Raw genomic sequence first — 14,833 nt, forward strand, 5'->3', positions numbered from 1 at the left:
TTTGGAAACCGGATCCGACTCAGATTCTCATTTGTAAAATTTTCTTAAAGTGTTTGTAGCGAAAGTGGAAAGACATTCCGATTTTTTCTTATACTATACAAAAAAATAGTTTACATAAATATATAACTATATATATGTTTGGTTACCATTTTGGGAGGAATTATGCTTCAAACACTTACAATCCGAGATTTTGCCCTTATAGAATCGGCCCAAATCGACTGGAGCCGAGGATTGACTTCCATAACCGGAGAGACCGGATCCGGCAAATCCCTGCTATTGGATGCTCTTTGTTCCTTATTAGGAGGAAAAAGTACAGCCATGGATATCCGGACGGGTGCGGATCGCTATGCCTTGGAGGCAGGATTTGACATTTCCGGAAATCCCGCGGCGAAAGAATGGCTGACCGAAAAAGGATTTTCTTCGGAGGGCAATTTAGTCGTGATCCGTAAAGAATTCTCTCGGGACGGAAAGACTAAAATCCAAATCAATCATTCCTTATCCTCCGCCCAAGTTCTCAGGAGCCTAGGAGAGATTCTAGCGGAAGTCCATAACCAGAACGATCAGATTCTACTTTTGGACAAGGCGCAGCAATTGGATATTTTGGATTCCCATGCGGGACTCCATCCTTTGCGGGGAGAAGTCAAGGAAGCCTTTTATACATACAAGAGCCTCAAAAAAAGACTGGAGGAATTGGAATCCACTCATGCGGACAAGAATCGCAAAAAGGAAATCCTACAATACCAGATTGAAGAAATCCAGACCGCTAACTTGAAAGACGGGGAAGAGGAGGAATTATCCCAGGAAGAAAATCTGCTGACTCACGGTGAAAAGCTGACGGAAAATCTGGAGATCATTACGGGTTATTTGTCGGAGACGGAGTCTTCCATCATCGGAGTGTTTCCGAAAATTTTAGGGGCCTCCGATAAGATCAAAACTTTAAGCGAATCCCTATTAGAATTGGATTCTTCCTTAAAAGAAGTCTATGTTACGATACGCGAAATCAATACTAGCGCTCAGGACCAAAAGGACGAAGTCTACTTTTCCCCGGATAGATTGGCCCATGTACAGACTCGTTTGGATCTCATCCAAAAACTGAAAAAAAAATACGGATCTACGATTCAGGAAATCTTAAGCACAAAGAAGAAAGCCGAAGACGAACTAGGCGCCCTAGAACAAAATTTGGATTCTAAGGTTTCCCTGGAAAAGGAAATGAAACGTGCTGCGGAGAAATTAACTCAGCTCTGTCTGAAATTGTCCAAGTCCAGAAGAGAGGTTCTGCACGGATTCGAGACTCGATTGAAATCCGAACTGGAAATGCTCGGGATGCAAGGAGCCGGAATCCAGGTAGTCTTACGTTGGGAAACCAGTCCGGAAGGAGAAGTGGAAGCCCAAGGGAAATCTTATCTAGTAAACGAACTCGGCCTAGACCAAGCGGAATTCTACTTTAGCCCGAATCCGGGAGAAAAGCCGAGACCTTTGCGTAAAATCGCTTCTGGCGGGGAGATTTCCAGGGTCATGCTAGCGATCAAGAGCGTTTTAGGATCCAATTACGACGGAAAAGTCTTGGTCTTAGATGAGATCGACTCCGGTCTGGGAGGAGAGATTGCGATGGACGTTGCCAAGAAACTGAGAGTGCTTGCTAAGACTCACCAGATCGTTTTAGTCACACATTTACAGCAAATTGCGGCAGCAGCGGATCATCATCTTCTGGTCAGCAAGCATGTAAAAGATGGAAGAACGATCTCCGAGGCAAATTTCCTAGGGATGCAGGAGCGTACATTGGAACTCGCTAGAATGATCTCGGGTCAAAATATCTCACGAGGCGCTCTCGATCACGCGAAGGAATTGCTGAAAAAGAAGGCGGTGTAAGCTTGCCTTTGTCCTATTTTTACCAAGCTCATTTTGCGGGCTTGGTAAAAAGGAGGCAATTCCTTTTAAAAATCGTTTGGCAGGGAGGGCAGACTTGGAAACCCTACTCCATGGAGAACTCCCGTCGTATATGATTCTTGCGAAAACAGATTCTTTGGTTTCCATTATTCCTCCGGAAACCGTCCCCATTTTGATTCTCTTGGTTTCGATTATCGGCTTTACTATCATCATAGAAAGATTAATCTTCTTTTCCCGTTGGAAGTCCCTTTCTCCCGACGATTGGAGGAGAGTGAAGGACTTGCTCCAAGCCAAGAATGTAGACTCCGCTTCCGATCTGATACGCAGTCTGAGCCAAGGTCCATTCTCCCAAGTTCTCCAAGCCGGGATCGCGCAATATAAGAAAAACTCTTCTTCGGTGGAGGACGAGATTCTCACCCAAGGATTGAATCAGATCCAAAGAATGGAAAAGTTTCTTTCTTCTTTGGCAACGATTGCGACGATTTCCCCTCTATTGGGAGTATTGGGAACGGTTTTAGGGATCATTCGCTCCTTTGCGGAAGGTTCCGGAACCAGAGGAGCCGAAGTGGGGATCAGCGAGGCCTTGATTACCACGGCAATGGGGCTCGCGGTTGCGATTCCCGCTTATATATTTCATAACTTCTTTCAAAAAAGAAAAGAAGATGCCATCTCCGAAATGGAGAGTCTTTCCGAACAAGCTCTTAGGTTTTTGAAATAATTATGAAATTCAGAAAGTGGAAACGCGGAGGAGGAGAATCCGGATTTCGTGCGGGGCAGATCGAACTAGCCCCCATGATCGACGTGATTAGTTTCATTGTGATCTACTTTCTAATGAATGCCACTTTGGAAAAATCGACGGTGATCAAGATCGAGTTGCCTAGATCCTCTAGTACCGCCCAAGAAAAGAAAAAAGACGAACTTATCATTACGGTGAATAAGGACGGAAAGATTTTTCTAGATAAGGATACCGAGCCGGTTCCTTTGGAAAAATTGACCGAGAAAATAAAAATATTCAATGGGCCCGAAGACAAAGATAAAAAAGAGCCCAATAAGAACAGAGTGATCATTAGAGGGGATGGTGGAGCGAATTACCAAACGATCGTTAAAGTGATCGATAAAGTGAATGAAGCGGGTGTAACCAGGTTCAATTTGGCGATGGTCCGTCAGCCGGGAAGCCAGTGATTCTTTTCATGAATCGCGCTCGGCGAGAATAGATCCTAAGATCCCCGCTCGCTAATAAAATAAATTGCGCCAGACGGCGCTTGTTATAAGAATCTTGAAACGAAAAGCACCCATAAATAAGTTATTCGCCGTTTTCTTCCTAGCAGGCTCTCTATTTTATTCGGGTGAAATCTCCCAACTTCTTTCCAAGAAAGGCGACTACTTTGGTAAGGTAGTCAGAGAAATCAAATTTAACGGGAATAAGAACACTCCGGATGCGGATATCGCGTCCATGTTGGAATTGAAGGTAGGAAAGAACCTGACTCGAGGCTTAATCGACAGGGATCTCAAGACATTATTCGCTTCCGGCTTTTTCTATTTCATCGATATACAAGCCGAAGAAATGGACGGTGGGATTCGTATCATCGTCGAACTGAAGGAACGTCCCAGGGTCAAAGACGTGGAATTCGTGGGGGCGGACGAGGTCTTTCCCGCGGACCTAAGAGAAAAGATGCCCTTAAAGGAAAACGAGGTCATCACTCCCCAAAAAGTCGCTAAGTCCAGAGATATCATCCTACAAAAATACAGAGACGAGGGATTCTTTCTCGCTTACGTAAAAGTGGAATTGGCTAAGCCGGATCCTAAGACCAACCTAGTGCGAGTCAGATTTATCATCGACGAAGGGGAGGAAATTCCGGTCGCAAAGATCAATATCTACGGAAACGAAACCGTGGAGACCTCCGAACTCTTGGGCCTTATGGATTTGAAGGAAGAAGGTCTCTTCGAAGGCGGAAACTTCAAGGAAAGCGCCTTTGAAAAAGATAAGGAAACTTTGCAGGCATATCTTAGAAGTAAGGGTTACCTGGACTCGGAATTGGTCCGAGAGGGAACCAACTGGGAAATCCATTGGGAAAATCCGGAAAAGAAAAACAGACGGGTTATCATCGTAAATATCAAGCTCTACGAGGGGCAGGTCTATTATTTCAACGGGTATACTGTAGCTCATGATATGACTCTGGATGGGGACGGCCGTCCGATTTTCTTGAATAAGGAAAATAACCCTCCCGAAACTTCCAAGGATAAGCTAAAGCCTCTATTCACTATTTCTGAAATAGAGAGGACCTTGGATTATAGCACCAAGGATGCCGGGGAGATCTTCGACGAGACCGTTTTCATGAGGGACAGATCCTCCGTGAACGAACTCTACGGATCCAAAGGGCATATCTTCGCTCAGGTGATCCCGCGTAGAAAGGTAGTCTCTTTGGACGAAGAGAGTCTGCAATATTATGAGAACTGTTATTCTAGAAAGACGGATCTGGAAAGAAAGATCTGCGAAGACGAATACAAACAATTGAATATCAGAAAACTCAGGGAGATTCATAACAGAAGTCCCGAGCTGCGGGGCAGAAAATTCGTACACGTGGAATTCACCATCCGCGAAAATAATCTCGCTAAGATCGAAAACGTAATCATCAAGGGAAATAAGAAGACCCAAGATAAAGTGATCCGAAGGGAGTTACTCTTTAAATCGGGGGACCTATTCGATTCCACTTTAGTGAACCGTTCTAGGGAGAGGATCTTCAACTTAGGCTACTTCAAGGAAGTAAACTTCAATATGCGCCCGGGTTCGGACGATACCAAGATGAATCTGGTCATCGAAGTATTGGAGCAGCCTACCGGAACCGTGTCCATGGGGGGAGGATACGGAACCATTACCGGATTTACCATCTTCACGGAGATCGGGGAGAATAACCTGAACGGAACCGGACAAAAAGTTTCCGGTCGTTTGGAATTCGGACCTTATCGTAGATCCTTCCAGCTATCATGGACGGAACCTTGGATGAACGATACTCCTTGGTCTCTTTCTCTTTCCATGTTCTATTTTTCCAGAACGATCTTTTTGGGATCCACTTCCACAATCGCTATCTCCGACAGTACTACTGCCCCCGTTGTGGAAAACGCCACCTACGATAACAACGGTCTCGGGGTAACGATCGGGGTGGCCCATAGGTTGGCCACTAACTGGACCCACTTTCATAGATATACTCCTGCGTTTTATTCCTACTCGAATCCTACTGCTCTCGTATCCGACTCCGTTTTGGCTAACGTGAGAAGGGGATGGCAATTCCGGTCCCAGATCACGAACGGAATCGCTTACGATATTCGGGATAACGTTTTCGCTCCCACTAGAGGATACGATATTCTTTTCCAAGTGGATAACGTAGGACAATATTTAGGAGGTAGTTCGCACTTCGATCAGTATAGGATCATGGCGGAATACTACCATACCTGGTTCGATTTTACCTTCGGCGGTTTATTGCGGAATAACGCGTTACGCAGGTGGAGGGTCGTCCAGGAATTCCGGACATCGAATACCTTCATATTCCAAAGGTCTCCCGCAGGGGGCGGCAAAAATCAGGATCCGGTCCAGGACCCTTATATCCGTCCGCAAGACTTGCTGATCATCGGAGGTTACGAGTCCCTACGCGGTTGGTATTATAACGATGCGAAATATCCGACGGAATGGAGAGACGGTGCCCAGCATAGGATCCTATTCGATTCCGAGCTTCGGATTCCTATCGAGCCGAGCCTGTTATGGTTAGTGGTCTTCTTGGATGGGGGAGCGCTTTACGAAGAAGTCAATCGAGCGGTGGGAACCAAGAAGGACTACTTCGATAATTACGATAAGAATAAGGAAGCGGCGATCCAGGCTAATCCTCTGTCATGGTATATACAAAATAATTTTAATACTCAAAACGGTAGAAAGGCCGACGTGACCTACGACGATCTGAATAACCCGGCGAGACTCGTTCTTTCGGCGGATAACGTTGCCTTCGATCGTATGAGATACTCCTGGGGTGTGGGGCTTCGTATCCAGATACCGGTGTTGCCTTTACGTATTTATTTCGCACAAAAATTGAAACCTACGGGAAATTTCTGGGCTCCGTTCGAAAGGTACGAGTCGGATAACGCCTTCCAATTCGTATTCGGTATCGGCGATTATAGGTTCTAAGGTACGAGCCCTTGTCCGATCTTTTAGAAGGATTGAACCCTCCTCAAAAGGCCGCAGTCGAGAGACTAGAGGGGCCCGTATTGATTTTAGCGGGTGCCGGCTCCGGAAAAACGAGGGTAATCACCCATAGAATCGCCAATCTGATTCTGAACCGTAAGACCGATTCCATCTGTGCCCTTACTTTTACGAACAAGGCCGCGGCGGAGATGTTGGAAAGGGTTTCTCGCCTGGTTCCATCCATTCCTTTTAACGTTCAGATCAAGACTTTTCATTCGCTTTGCCTATTTATATTGAGAAGAGAGATCGCATATTTGGGGATGGGTTCCGCCTTTACGATTTACGATTCCGTATTACAAGAATCCCTAATCAAGCAGGTGATCAAGGATCTACACGAAGATCCGAAACAGTACAAACCTTCCTCCTTGGCTTCTATTTTTTCCTCCTGGAAGGATTCCCTTTCGGATTCGGACGCTTATATCAGAAAGGAGAATTTTTCCCATCGTTCCCAGGTGATCGCTTCCATTTACGAGGAATACGAAAAAAGAAAGGCTAAAAACCAAGCCATGGATTTCGGGGACTTGATCCAAAAAACCGTCCAGCTTTTCCGGGAAAACCCGGAAGTCCTGGTTAAATACCAGAATAGATGGAATTACATCATGGTGGACGAGTATCAGGATACGAATAAGGTCCAATACCATCTTGTAAGATTACTTTCCGGAGAAAGAGGAAATCTTTGCGTGGTAGGGGACGACGATCAATCCATCTACTCCTGGAGAGGCGCCGATATTTCGAATATTTTAAATTTCGAAAAGGATTTCCCGAACGCTTTCGTCGTAAAACTGGAGGAGAATTACAGGTCCACCTCGAACATCATCCGCGCGGCCTCCCGTGTGATTTCGAACAACGAAGATCGTAAAGACAAGGAATTGTTTACGAATAACCCGGAAGGCGATCCTATTCTTCTCTCCGAATACGAAAACGAAAACGAGGAAGCATACGATACCGTAAGAAAGATCCGATCCGGTTCGGCGAGGGGCGCCGAATATAAGGATTTTGCCATATTCTACAGAACGAATGCGCAATCCAGATATTTCGAAGAGGCGCTAAGAACTTCCGGGATTCCGTATAAGATCTTCGGAGGATTCCGATTTTTCGATCGTGCGGAGATCAAGGACATGATCGCATATATGAACGTGGTGGCGAATCCTCTGGATTCGAATTCCATGTTACGAATTGTGAATACTCCTCCAAGGGGAATAGGGGAAGCGAGCCTGGAAAAAATCCGCGAATTCTCCATCCGGGAAGGGATTTCCTTTTTGGAAGCGATAGGAAGGGCGGATCTTCCTTTAAAAAAGGCGGGGCTCGGAAAAGCGAAGGAATTATTCAATTTATTCGAAGACCTGATCGAGATGAAAGAGAAGGGAGAACTCCCTTCCAAAATCGCCTTGCAGATCGTGGAAAGATCCGGCTGGGTCGAATACATGGAAAGAAACGCCCACGACGAAGAGGCCGTATCCAGAGTGGAGAACGTAAGAGAATTCGTGAACTCCATCGAAGAATACGAATCCAGGGAGGATTCTCCTACCCTGGAGGAATACCTGAATCAGATCAGTCTTCTCACCTCCGAAGAGGATAGCGCTCAGTTGACGGATTATGTGCATCTCATGACCATTCACAATGCCAAGGGGCTCGAATTTCCCACCGTATTTCTGACTGGTTTGGAAGAGGGGACCTTTCCGCATTTAATGAGCCTCGAAGAACCGAAAGGAGAAGAAGAGGAAAGAAGGCTTTTTTACGTGGCCTTGACCCGAGCCAGGGAGCATCTATATCTCAGTTATTGCAGGAACTCCCGTAAATTCGGAAAAATAGAATCTAGGATTTCTTCCCGTTTTCTTTCCGAAATCCCCGAGGAATGTTTCGGAGGAGACAGACTTCATTCCCGAAAAGGAGTTCGCAGACCGGATGGACCGCCTAGAGCTTCTTCCGGAGCCTTTACGCAAACTCGGGAAGAACCGGTTTCTACTTATACTCCCGATCCGAACTCCAAACCTCTAGGGGAAGAGGCGGATATTACCGAAGGGAGTCGGGTAAAACACGGTCAGTTCGGGGTAGGGACGGTGGTTTCCGTCCAGGGAACCGGCAAGAATCGGAAGGTGAAAATCCGATTCGGAGGGGTGGAGAAGAACTTTTTCCTTGCCTACACCCCCCTGGAGAAATTATAACCGAGGGAAAAGTTCCGCCCTGGAAATACCGATACTAAACTGTAGGAACATAGGAGAAGCAATGAAACGGATCGTAATACTGGCCTTGGCACTCAGCCTGGCGACCCCATTGTTTGCTGGTAAAGTCAGCGGTTTGGTGGAAGAATTCAATAAGGTGGAAGAATACAATAAAAACCGAAAGCTTTCCGATTCCGTAAAGAAAGCTACCCTGGAGAAGAACCTTCTATCGGCTTTAAAATACAGCCTTCATCGAAAATATCTGGATTATAAGGAATATACCAAGGATCTTAAAGCGGATTCCATCCAGTACGAGCCTCAAAAAGGGACCTTCGGAGTCTATGTAAAATACAAGACATATATCGTATTTTATAGTTATCTAATGGATCCGGAAATCTACCTTCAGACTCCTATCAACGAGGTCTTTTACGTTCGCCCTGAGAATCTGGAAGAAGAGCCTCATAAGGACGAGAAACCGGCAACCCCCGCGACCGGTAAATAAACGATTTTACGATGCGGTTTCCGGAAGAAGCGGAAATAGTTTCCAAGCTTGTTCTGGAGGCTGCGGACGAAATCATCTCCATTTATAATACGGATTTTCAGGTTCGCGAAAAAACCAAAGGAGATCCGATCACAGAGGCCGACCTCCGTGCGAATGAAATCATCGCAGGAGGAATACGCTCCCTTTTAAAAGATCCCGTTTATTCCGAGGAGGAAACGAATTTTACCCCCGCTTCCGCGGAAGGAAAAAGGGTATGGATTCTGGATCCCATAGACGGGACTAGAGAATTCGTAGCGAAGAACCCCGAGTTCGCAATCAGTCTGGGACTAGTGGAAAAAGGGAAACCAATTTTCGGAATCGTAATGAATCCCGCCAAAGGGGAATTTATTTGGGGTGTAGAAGGAATCGGTTCCGGTTACTTAGTTCTTAAGCCTCCATTCAGAAAGCATGAAATAGATTGGAGTTCACATACGAAATTCCTGGAGGATTTACGGGAAACGAATCCTAAGGATGTATTGGTTTCCGTATCCGAAAAAAAGAGCGGGTTGTACAAGGATATTCCGGGTAATCCCGAATATAGACTTTTGCCCATGGGATCTATCGCATACAAACTCGCTTTAGTCGGAATAGGGAAATATCCTTTGACGCTTTCACTCCGACCCAAAAACGATTGGGATGTCGCCGGAGGAATCGCGATACTGCGCGCCTCGGGGGGAACCGAACTCGAGATTCGATCGTCGAAGTCTTATCCTTTCCTGAGTTCCCGCCTAGGGATAGGACTCTTGGCCGGTAAGAAAGAATTCGTCGAATCCTATTGGGAAAAATATAAATCCTTTCTGCAGGCAAATGTCCGGGATCATTGGTAATATTCGGGGATCCGTTTTGTCCAAAAAGAACCAAGAATCGACGAAGAAAATCAGAATAGGAGTGGATGCTCGTCCGCTCTCCACTCCAGTTTCCGGAGTGGGAAAGTTGATCGAATCAGTACTTATGGGATTCGATTCGGATGAAGAATTCGAATTTATCCTTTTCTCCCATAGGGAATTGCATGAAGGATATAAGCATATTTTGGAATATCCTAATATTCAAATGCGTCTTGGGACTGGACTCCTGGCAAAGAAAGGGGGACTTTATTTCGGTCTTGCTCTTCCTCTCCAATTGAGAAACTCCGGGATCGATTTATTTTGGGGAACCCAACAGGTATTTCCTCCGTTTCTGCCCGAAAATATACCGGGCGTTCTTACCTATCATGATTTAGTGGCTTATAGATTTCCGGATACGATGAGGCCTATCGCCCGTTTACAGCAGTTATTTTATCTGAGAAGAAGTATCCTAAGAGCGGATCTGGTCCTCGCGAATTCGGAATTCACCGCCAAAGAACTTCGAAAATATTACGATTATCCTTCGGAGAAGATTCGGATCGTATATCCGGGATACGAGCCGAAAGAAATCCGAGTCGTTTCTAAGGCGCCTACTCTAAGAACCTCAGCAATTCCTAAAAGATTTTTCCTAACCGTTTCCACTTTGGAACCTAGAAAGAATTTCTCCACACTCTTTACGGCCTATTCTTCTCTGAAAAAGAAGAATCCGAAATACCCGCTTATCTGGGTTCATGCCGGAAAGGAAGGATGGGAATCCCCGGAATTTTTAACGGAATTTAAGGCGGCTGCCGATAAGGGAGATTTGGTCTGGGTGGATTCTCCGGACCGGTCGGAATTGCAGTATCTTTATTCCAAAGCCGAACTTTTTATTTTTCCTTCCATTTACGAAGGTTTCGGAATCCCTCTTTTGGAGGCGCTGGCCTATTCTATTCCTTGTATCGTTTCCGACCTGGAAGTGTTTCGGGAGATCGCCGGAAATTCCTGCGTTTACGTAGAGCCTGATTCGACGCGAGCCTGGGAGGAAGAGTTGCTTGCCTTCACTCGCAAAAGGAAAGCATTCAAAAAACCGAATTTAAAGAAATTTGAAAGAAGAATATCCGCCAAAAAGGCAAAAGAAGCCTTTTTGGATTTAACGAGACCGAAATAGATTCTTGATTTTTTGGACTAATTCCGCCCGGAAGGATTTTCTTCTGGAATCGAGAATTCCCGAAAATAGAATATCCTGAGAGGCTTTCCAATAGAGATGGATTCTTTCGGAATCCAAGGCCTGTAAGGAGATTTCCTCTCCCTGATTCGGGATCCAAACGAACCAATCTTCCTTTCTAGTCCAGTCCGTATCGTTCCAGTCGGCGGTTTCCCGTATCGTTTCCGAGTCTCCGCTTTTGAATTTCAGTGTGATTCCTTTCTGGGGATCCAAAACCAAACTAGTTTTAGGACATTGCTTTACGACTTCCGGATCTGCAAAGGAAGACATTCCTTCTCCTAAGTAACGTTTTCCTTTCAGATATTGAAAGAATTCTTCGAAGGTATAGAAGTAATTGTAGATGCGGTTCTGTTCCATGGAGCCGTCGCTAAATACGAGTTTTCGTCCATCGGTCATAAATGCAAGGATAGAAAGGTTAGATTCTTTTCGCTTAAATTACTTGTAGATCGGATGTACGAGTATAATCTGGAGTCATGCGATCTATTCTTTCGGGCTTTATCTGTTTTCTTACGATTCTTTTCTTAACGGGATGCGGTCCCGGAGAGGAATCCCCACTTTACAAAATAGAATTGAAGGATTGGGAAGGAAACACCCACGCATTCGCTAAGGACAAAGGCAAGCTGATCGTCTTGGATTTCTGGGCCAGTTGGTGTGAACCGTGTAAAAAAGCGGTTCCCGTAGTGGAAGCTCTGCGAAAGGAATTAAAGGATTCGGACGCGATCGTACTAGGGGTGAACACGGAAGACGACCTTAGTCTGGAGGAAATCAAGAAAGCCGCCAAGGAATTCGGGATGGATTATCCCAGTTTATTGGACCCGGAATGGAAATTAGTAAACAGTTTGAAGATCGAAGGACAACCTGCTTTATTTGTGTTTAGTAAAACCGGGAAGAAGCTACATTTTCAATACGGTATTTCCCATAAAGATCTGCCTTTACTGAAGGGGAGGCTCAAGAATTGGCTTGAATCCCCGTAATTCCTCAAATTATCCATAACGATTGTTTTACAAAAAGTCCCTAAAAACTGTTCCTACAAAAAAAGGATTTATCTCTAAACATTTAGTTTTAATTTGGAACTATATAGCCGGTGGGTGCGACCGGCCTCATTCAACATCCCTTTCATTCAGGAGAAATTCCATTCATGGCTGAAAATTTAGCCCAACTGTTTCGTGAGTCTGCGGAAAAATTCAAAAACCAACCCGCATTCTTTTATAAAGACGCTCAAAAAAATTACCATCCCTTAACCTATTCCGAGTTATACGAAAACGGTCTGAATCTGGCCGAGGCTTTGATTGAATTGGGCGTCAAGTCTAGGGAACATGTCGCATTACTTGCGGATAATAGAATAGAATGGATTATCGCGGATTGCGGTATCATCTTAACCGGAGCCGCAGACGTTCCTAGAGGAACCGATATTACGGATTCGGAAATCGTATACATCGTCAGCCATTCCGAAGCTGAAGTCGTATTCATCGAAAACGATAAGATGTTGGAGAAATTCAATCGCAACAAGTCCCAACTCGGAAAAGTAAAAACCATCATCATGATGGACAAGGATTCCGAAGCTCCGGGAGGAGTTTTGAAACTTTACGATCTGATCGAGAAAGGAAAACAGCTTCGCGCTTCCGGTTCTCGTAAAGTGGAAGAGAGAGTCGCAGCCATCCACCCTGAGGATCTGTTCACCTTGATTTACACTTCCGGAACCACCGGGCTTCCTAAAGGGGTTCAGCTAAAGCATTCGAATATGATGCATCAGGTTTTGAACGTAACTCCTATGCTCAAAATCAACGCCGAAGCGAAGCTTCTTTCCATTCTTCCCGTTTGGCACGTGTTCGAAAGAGTGGTGGAATACGTATGTATCAGCATCGGTGCCGCTACTTATTACACGAACGTAAGAGATCTTCGTCAGGATTTAGCGACTGTGAAGCCTACATTCATGGGATCCGCTCCGAGACTCTGGGAAAATATCTATAACGGAATTTATACCAGAATCAACGATCCTAGCCAGACCCCCGCGCTTAGAAGGGGCTTATTCAAATTGGCGTATTTCTTCTCCGATAAGAAGAACGCAGCGGTCCGTTTCATAACCGGCAAAGAAGTGGACTATCACGGAAGAAATCCGATCACTTCCTTATTTTACGGAATTGCGATGGTCTTCCAACTGATACTCACCGGTCCGTTTACACTTACGGTGATTTCTTCCGTGGCGGCGTATCTGCTTTCCAATACCGAGTTCTCGTATTTGAGCCTTCCTTTATATATCGTGGCGGGATTGGGAGCGATCCTCAATAGTGCGACTCTGGACAAGATCGTTCTTTCGAAAATCCGTACTGCGACCGGCGGAAGACTCAGAGCTTCCATTTCCGGAGGAGGAGCTCTGCCTAGACATGTGGATGAGTTCTTCAATAATATCGGTATTAACGTATTGGAAGGTTACGGAATGACCGAAACTTCTCCCGTGCTATCCGTTCGTACTTTCCAAAAGTTGATCATCGGTTCCGTAGGTTCCATCGTTCCTAAGACCCACTTGCAAATTCGTAACGATAATAACGAAGTGCTGACCGAAGTGGATCCGGAGGGAAGAATTACCAAGGGTAAATTGGGCAAAAAAGGCGTGGTATTCGTGAAGGGTCCCCAAGTTATGAAGGGATATTTCAAAAACGAAGAAGCTACCGCAAAGGCTCTGGTGGACGGATGGATGAATACCGGAGATATGGGGATGATCAATTTCAAACATACCCTGACTCTAACCGGTCGTGCCAAGGATACCGTAGTGTTACTCGGTGGGGAGAATGTGGAGCCGGTTCCTATCGAGAACAAACTCCAAGAGTCCGCCTTTATCAGCCAATGTATGATCATCGGTCAGGACCAAAAGAACCTGGGCGCCATCATCGTGCCTGATTTCGAGAAATTGGAGGAATGGTCTAAGGAAAATGGGGTCGACGCATCCAATAAGGAAGCGTTGATAGAAAATCCTAAGGTCGTGGATCTCTACAGAAAAGAAATCAAGGCGCTGAATAACGCGAAAAACGGATTTAAATCCTTCGAGCAAGTGACTCCATTCTTCCTGGTTGCCAAGCCTTTCGAAGTGGGAGACGAGTTGAACAATATGCTCAAGATGAAGCGTCACGTGATTGCCGAGAAATACGCGGATAAGATCAAAAAGGTCTATACCGACAAATAATAGACCTAAGACGCATCTATTTCCTATGAAAGGCCTCGGATCGAACCGGGGCCTTTTTTTGTCCTGCGGGAATCGGCCGATTCTCCCGATATTTTCAGTATGGCAAAAACTCTGGAATCCAGACCGAGTCTTTTCGAACCTTACGGTCATTCCGATCTGTACGCATTGGACAATCTCTATTTTTCCGCTCCGAAAGAAGTAGAGGTTTGGGACTTTTCCAGAATCCGGGAATTCTCTCCTTTGAATCTTGGCTTCTTATTGGCCAGAGCGGAATTGAGGACTTCCGACGGTAATTCCGATCTGGAAGTGAAGGAATTGAGTCCGTCGTTTCGGAAAGGAATCTGCCTGACCCTGAATTGGGAAGAAGCCCCAGGCGTTCGTTTCGATTCATTTTTGCCTAAGGTCATGGGAGCCGAATCGGATTTTACGTATTCTCGTTTGAAAGATGGGCTCGATCTTCCTTTCGGGCGATTCTTCTCCGATGATGGATTCTGTCTCAGGGGAGAATGGAAGAATAAGAAATATCTGATATTATTCGCCTCACAGAATTCGGAAGCCAAGAATCTTCCCGAACTCTTGAGAACTGTTTCCCGGTTTTCCTCCGAAAACGAAGCCACCGGAAACTTTTTCCTAAGAACGGAAAAGCAATCCTATTTGAATTTCATCAAACCGAAGGAATCCCTCGGAGCATTATTCTTGCAGGAAAAGAAGATGGAATATCCTCCCTTTCTTTTCTTAAGTTTGGAAACGTCAGTCGTAAAAACTGCATCTCCGGCTAACTAAAG

At 45.5% G+C, this 14,833-nt stretch carries 12 protein-coding genes; 11 read left to right on the forward strand and 1 reads right to left on the reverse strand.

The window, feature by feature from the left end:
* Positions 1-162 precede the first annotated feature (162 nt).
* The 8 genes from recN (at position 163) to LEP1GSC061_RS01955 (ending at position 10,810) form a co-directional block, all read left to right on the forward strand.
* Complete coding sequence (gene recN / locus LEP1GSC061_RS01920) at positions 163-1,869, forward strand: DNA repair protein RecN (protein WP_016543800.1); 1,707 nt, start codon at positions 163-165, stop codon at positions 1,867-1,869.
* Positions 1,870-1,999: 130 nt separating this feature from the next.
* Positions 2,000-2,605 (forward strand): MotA/TolQ/ExbB proton channel family protein, encoded by a 606-nt coding sequence (locus tag LEP1GSC061_RS01925; protein ID WP_016543333.1) that lies wholly within the window; start codon positions 2,000-2,002, stop codon positions 2,603-2,605.
* 2 nt (positions 2,606-2,607) lie between these two features.
* The gene (locus tag LEP1GSC061_RS01930) at positions 2,608-3,069 is read left to right on the forward strand and encodes an ExbD/TolR family protein (RefSeq protein WP_016543451.1); all 462 of its coding nucleotides are present in this window, start codon (positions 2,608-2,610) and stop codon (positions 3,067-3,069) included.
* 94 nt (positions 3,070-3,163) lie between these two features.
* Positions 3,164-6,061 carry a BamA/OMP85 family outer membrane protein gene (locus tag LEP1GSC061_RS01935; protein WP_016543529.1) on the forward strand — a complete coding sequence of 966 codons (2,898 nt, stop codon included), beginning with the start codon at positions 3,164-3,166 and terminating at the stop codon, positions 6,059-6,061.
* An 11-nt stretch (positions 6,062-6,072) separates the two neighbouring features.
* Positions 6,073-8,283 carry an ATP-dependent helicase gene (locus LEP1GSC061_RS01940; RefSeq protein WP_016543633.1) on the forward strand — a complete coding sequence of 737 codons (2,211 nt, stop codon included), beginning with the start codon at positions 6,073-6,075 and terminating at the stop codon, positions 8,281-8,283.
* Between the two features lie 61 nt (positions 8,284-8,344).
* Positions 8,345-8,782: an LIC11625 family surface-exposed protein gene (locus LEP1GSC061_RS01945; RefSeq protein WP_016543843.1), complete on the forward strand. Its 438-nt coding sequence runs from the start codon at positions 8,345-8,347 to the stop codon at positions 8,780-8,782.
* Between the two features lie 11 nt (positions 8,783-8,793).
* Positions 8,794-9,648, forward strand: a complete 855-nt coding sequence (locus LEP1GSC061_RS01950) for a 3'(2'),5'-bisphosphate nucleotidase CysQ (protein ID WP_016544087.1) — start codon at positions 8,794-8,796, stop codon at positions 9,646-9,648.
* Positions 9,629-10,810: a glycosyltransferase family 4 protein gene (locus tag LEP1GSC061_RS01955; protein ID WP_016543443.1), complete on the forward strand. Its 1,182-nt coding sequence runs from the start codon at positions 9,629-9,631 to the stop codon at positions 10,808-10,810. Before LEP1GSC061_RS01950 ends, LEP1GSC061_RS01955 begins: the two co-directional genes overlap by 20 nt.
* Here the strand turns inward: LEP1GSC061_RS01955 and LEP1GSC061_RS01960 are convergent.
* Entirely contained in the window at positions 10,793-11,224 is a 432-nt protein-coding gene (locus LEP1GSC061_RS01960; RefSeq protein WP_040507600.1) for a hypothetical protein, read from the reverse strand. The two genes, LEP1GSC061_RS01955 and LEP1GSC061_RS01960, sit on opposite strands and share 18 nt — an antisense overlap.
* A 116-nt stretch (positions 11,225-11,340) precedes the next feature.
* On the opposite strand from LEP1GSC061_RS01960, the gene LEP1GSC061_RS01965 reads away from it, so the two are divergent.
* From LEP1GSC061_RS01965 to LEP1GSC061_RS01975, 3 genes are all read left to right on the forward strand, one after another.
* The gene (locus LEP1GSC061_RS01965; protein ID WP_016543317.1) at positions 11,341-11,841 is read left to right on the forward strand and encodes a TlpA family protein disulfide reductase; all 501 of its coding nucleotides are present in this window, start codon (positions 11,341-11,343) and stop codon (positions 11,839-11,841) included.
* Between the two features lie 164 nt (positions 11,842-12,005).
* A complete protein-coding gene (locus tag LEP1GSC061_RS01970; RefSeq protein ID WP_016543310.1) occupies positions 12,006-14,048 on the forward strand; it encodes an AMP-dependent synthetase/ligase in 2,043 nt (680 codons plus the stop codon).
* 99 nt (positions 14,049-14,147) lie between these two features.
* Entirely contained in the window at positions 14,148-14,831 is a 684-nt protein-coding gene (locus LEP1GSC061_RS01975) for an LIC11631 family protein (RefSeq protein ID WP_016543365.1), read from the forward strand.
* The last annotated feature ends 2 nt before the right edge of the window (positions 14,832-14,833 follow it).

Source organism: Leptospira wolffii serovar Khorat str. Khorat-H2, assembly GCF_000306115.2.
Classification (GTDB): Bacteria; Spirochaetota; Leptospiria; order Leptospirales; family Leptospiraceae; genus Leptospira_B; species Leptospira_B wolffii.

Excerpts from the sequence above, each read along its gene's own strand:
- recN (WP_016543800.1), top strand. The coding sequence starts at position 163 with ATGCTTCAAACACTTACAATCCGAGATTTTGCCCTTATAGAATCGGCC.
- LEP1GSC061_RS01925 (WP_016543333.1), top strand. The coding sequence starts at position 2,000 with ATGATTCTTGCGAAAACAGATTCTTTGGTTTCCATTATTCCTCCGGAA.
- LEP1GSC061_RS01930 (WP_016543451.1), top strand. The coding sequence starts at position 2,608 with ATGAAATTCAGAAAGTGGAAACGCGGAGGAGGAGAATCCGGATTTCGT.
- LEP1GSC061_RS01945 (WP_016543843.1), top strand. The coding sequence starts at position 8,345 with ATGAAACGGATCGTAATACTGGCCTTGGCACTCAGCCTGGCGACCCCA.
- LEP1GSC061_RS01950 (WP_016544087.1), top strand. The coding sequence starts at position 8,794 with ATGCGGTTTCCGGAAGAAGCGGAAATAGTTTCCAAGCTTGTTCTGGAG.
- LEP1GSC061_RS01955 (WP_016543443.1), top strand. The coding sequence starts at position 9,629 with ATGTCCGGGATCATTGGTAATATTCGGGGATCCGTTTTGTCCAAAAAG.
- LEP1GSC061_RS01960 (WP_040507600.1), bottom strand. The coding sequence starts at position 11,224 with ATGGAACAGAACCGCATCTACAATTACTTCTATACCTTCGAAGAATTC.
- LEP1GSC061_RS01965 (WP_016543317.1), top strand. The coding sequence starts at position 11,341 with ATGCGATCTATTCTTTCGGGCTTTATCTGTTTTCTTACGATTCTTTTC.
- LEP1GSC061_RS01970 (WP_016543310.1), top strand. The coding sequence starts at position 12,006 with ATGGCTGAAAATTTAGCCCAACTGTTTCGTGAGTCTGCGGAAAAATTC.
- LEP1GSC061_RS01975 (WP_016543365.1), top strand. The coding sequence starts at position 14,148 with ATGGCAAAAACTCTGGAATCCAGACCGAGTCTTTTCGAACCTTACGGT.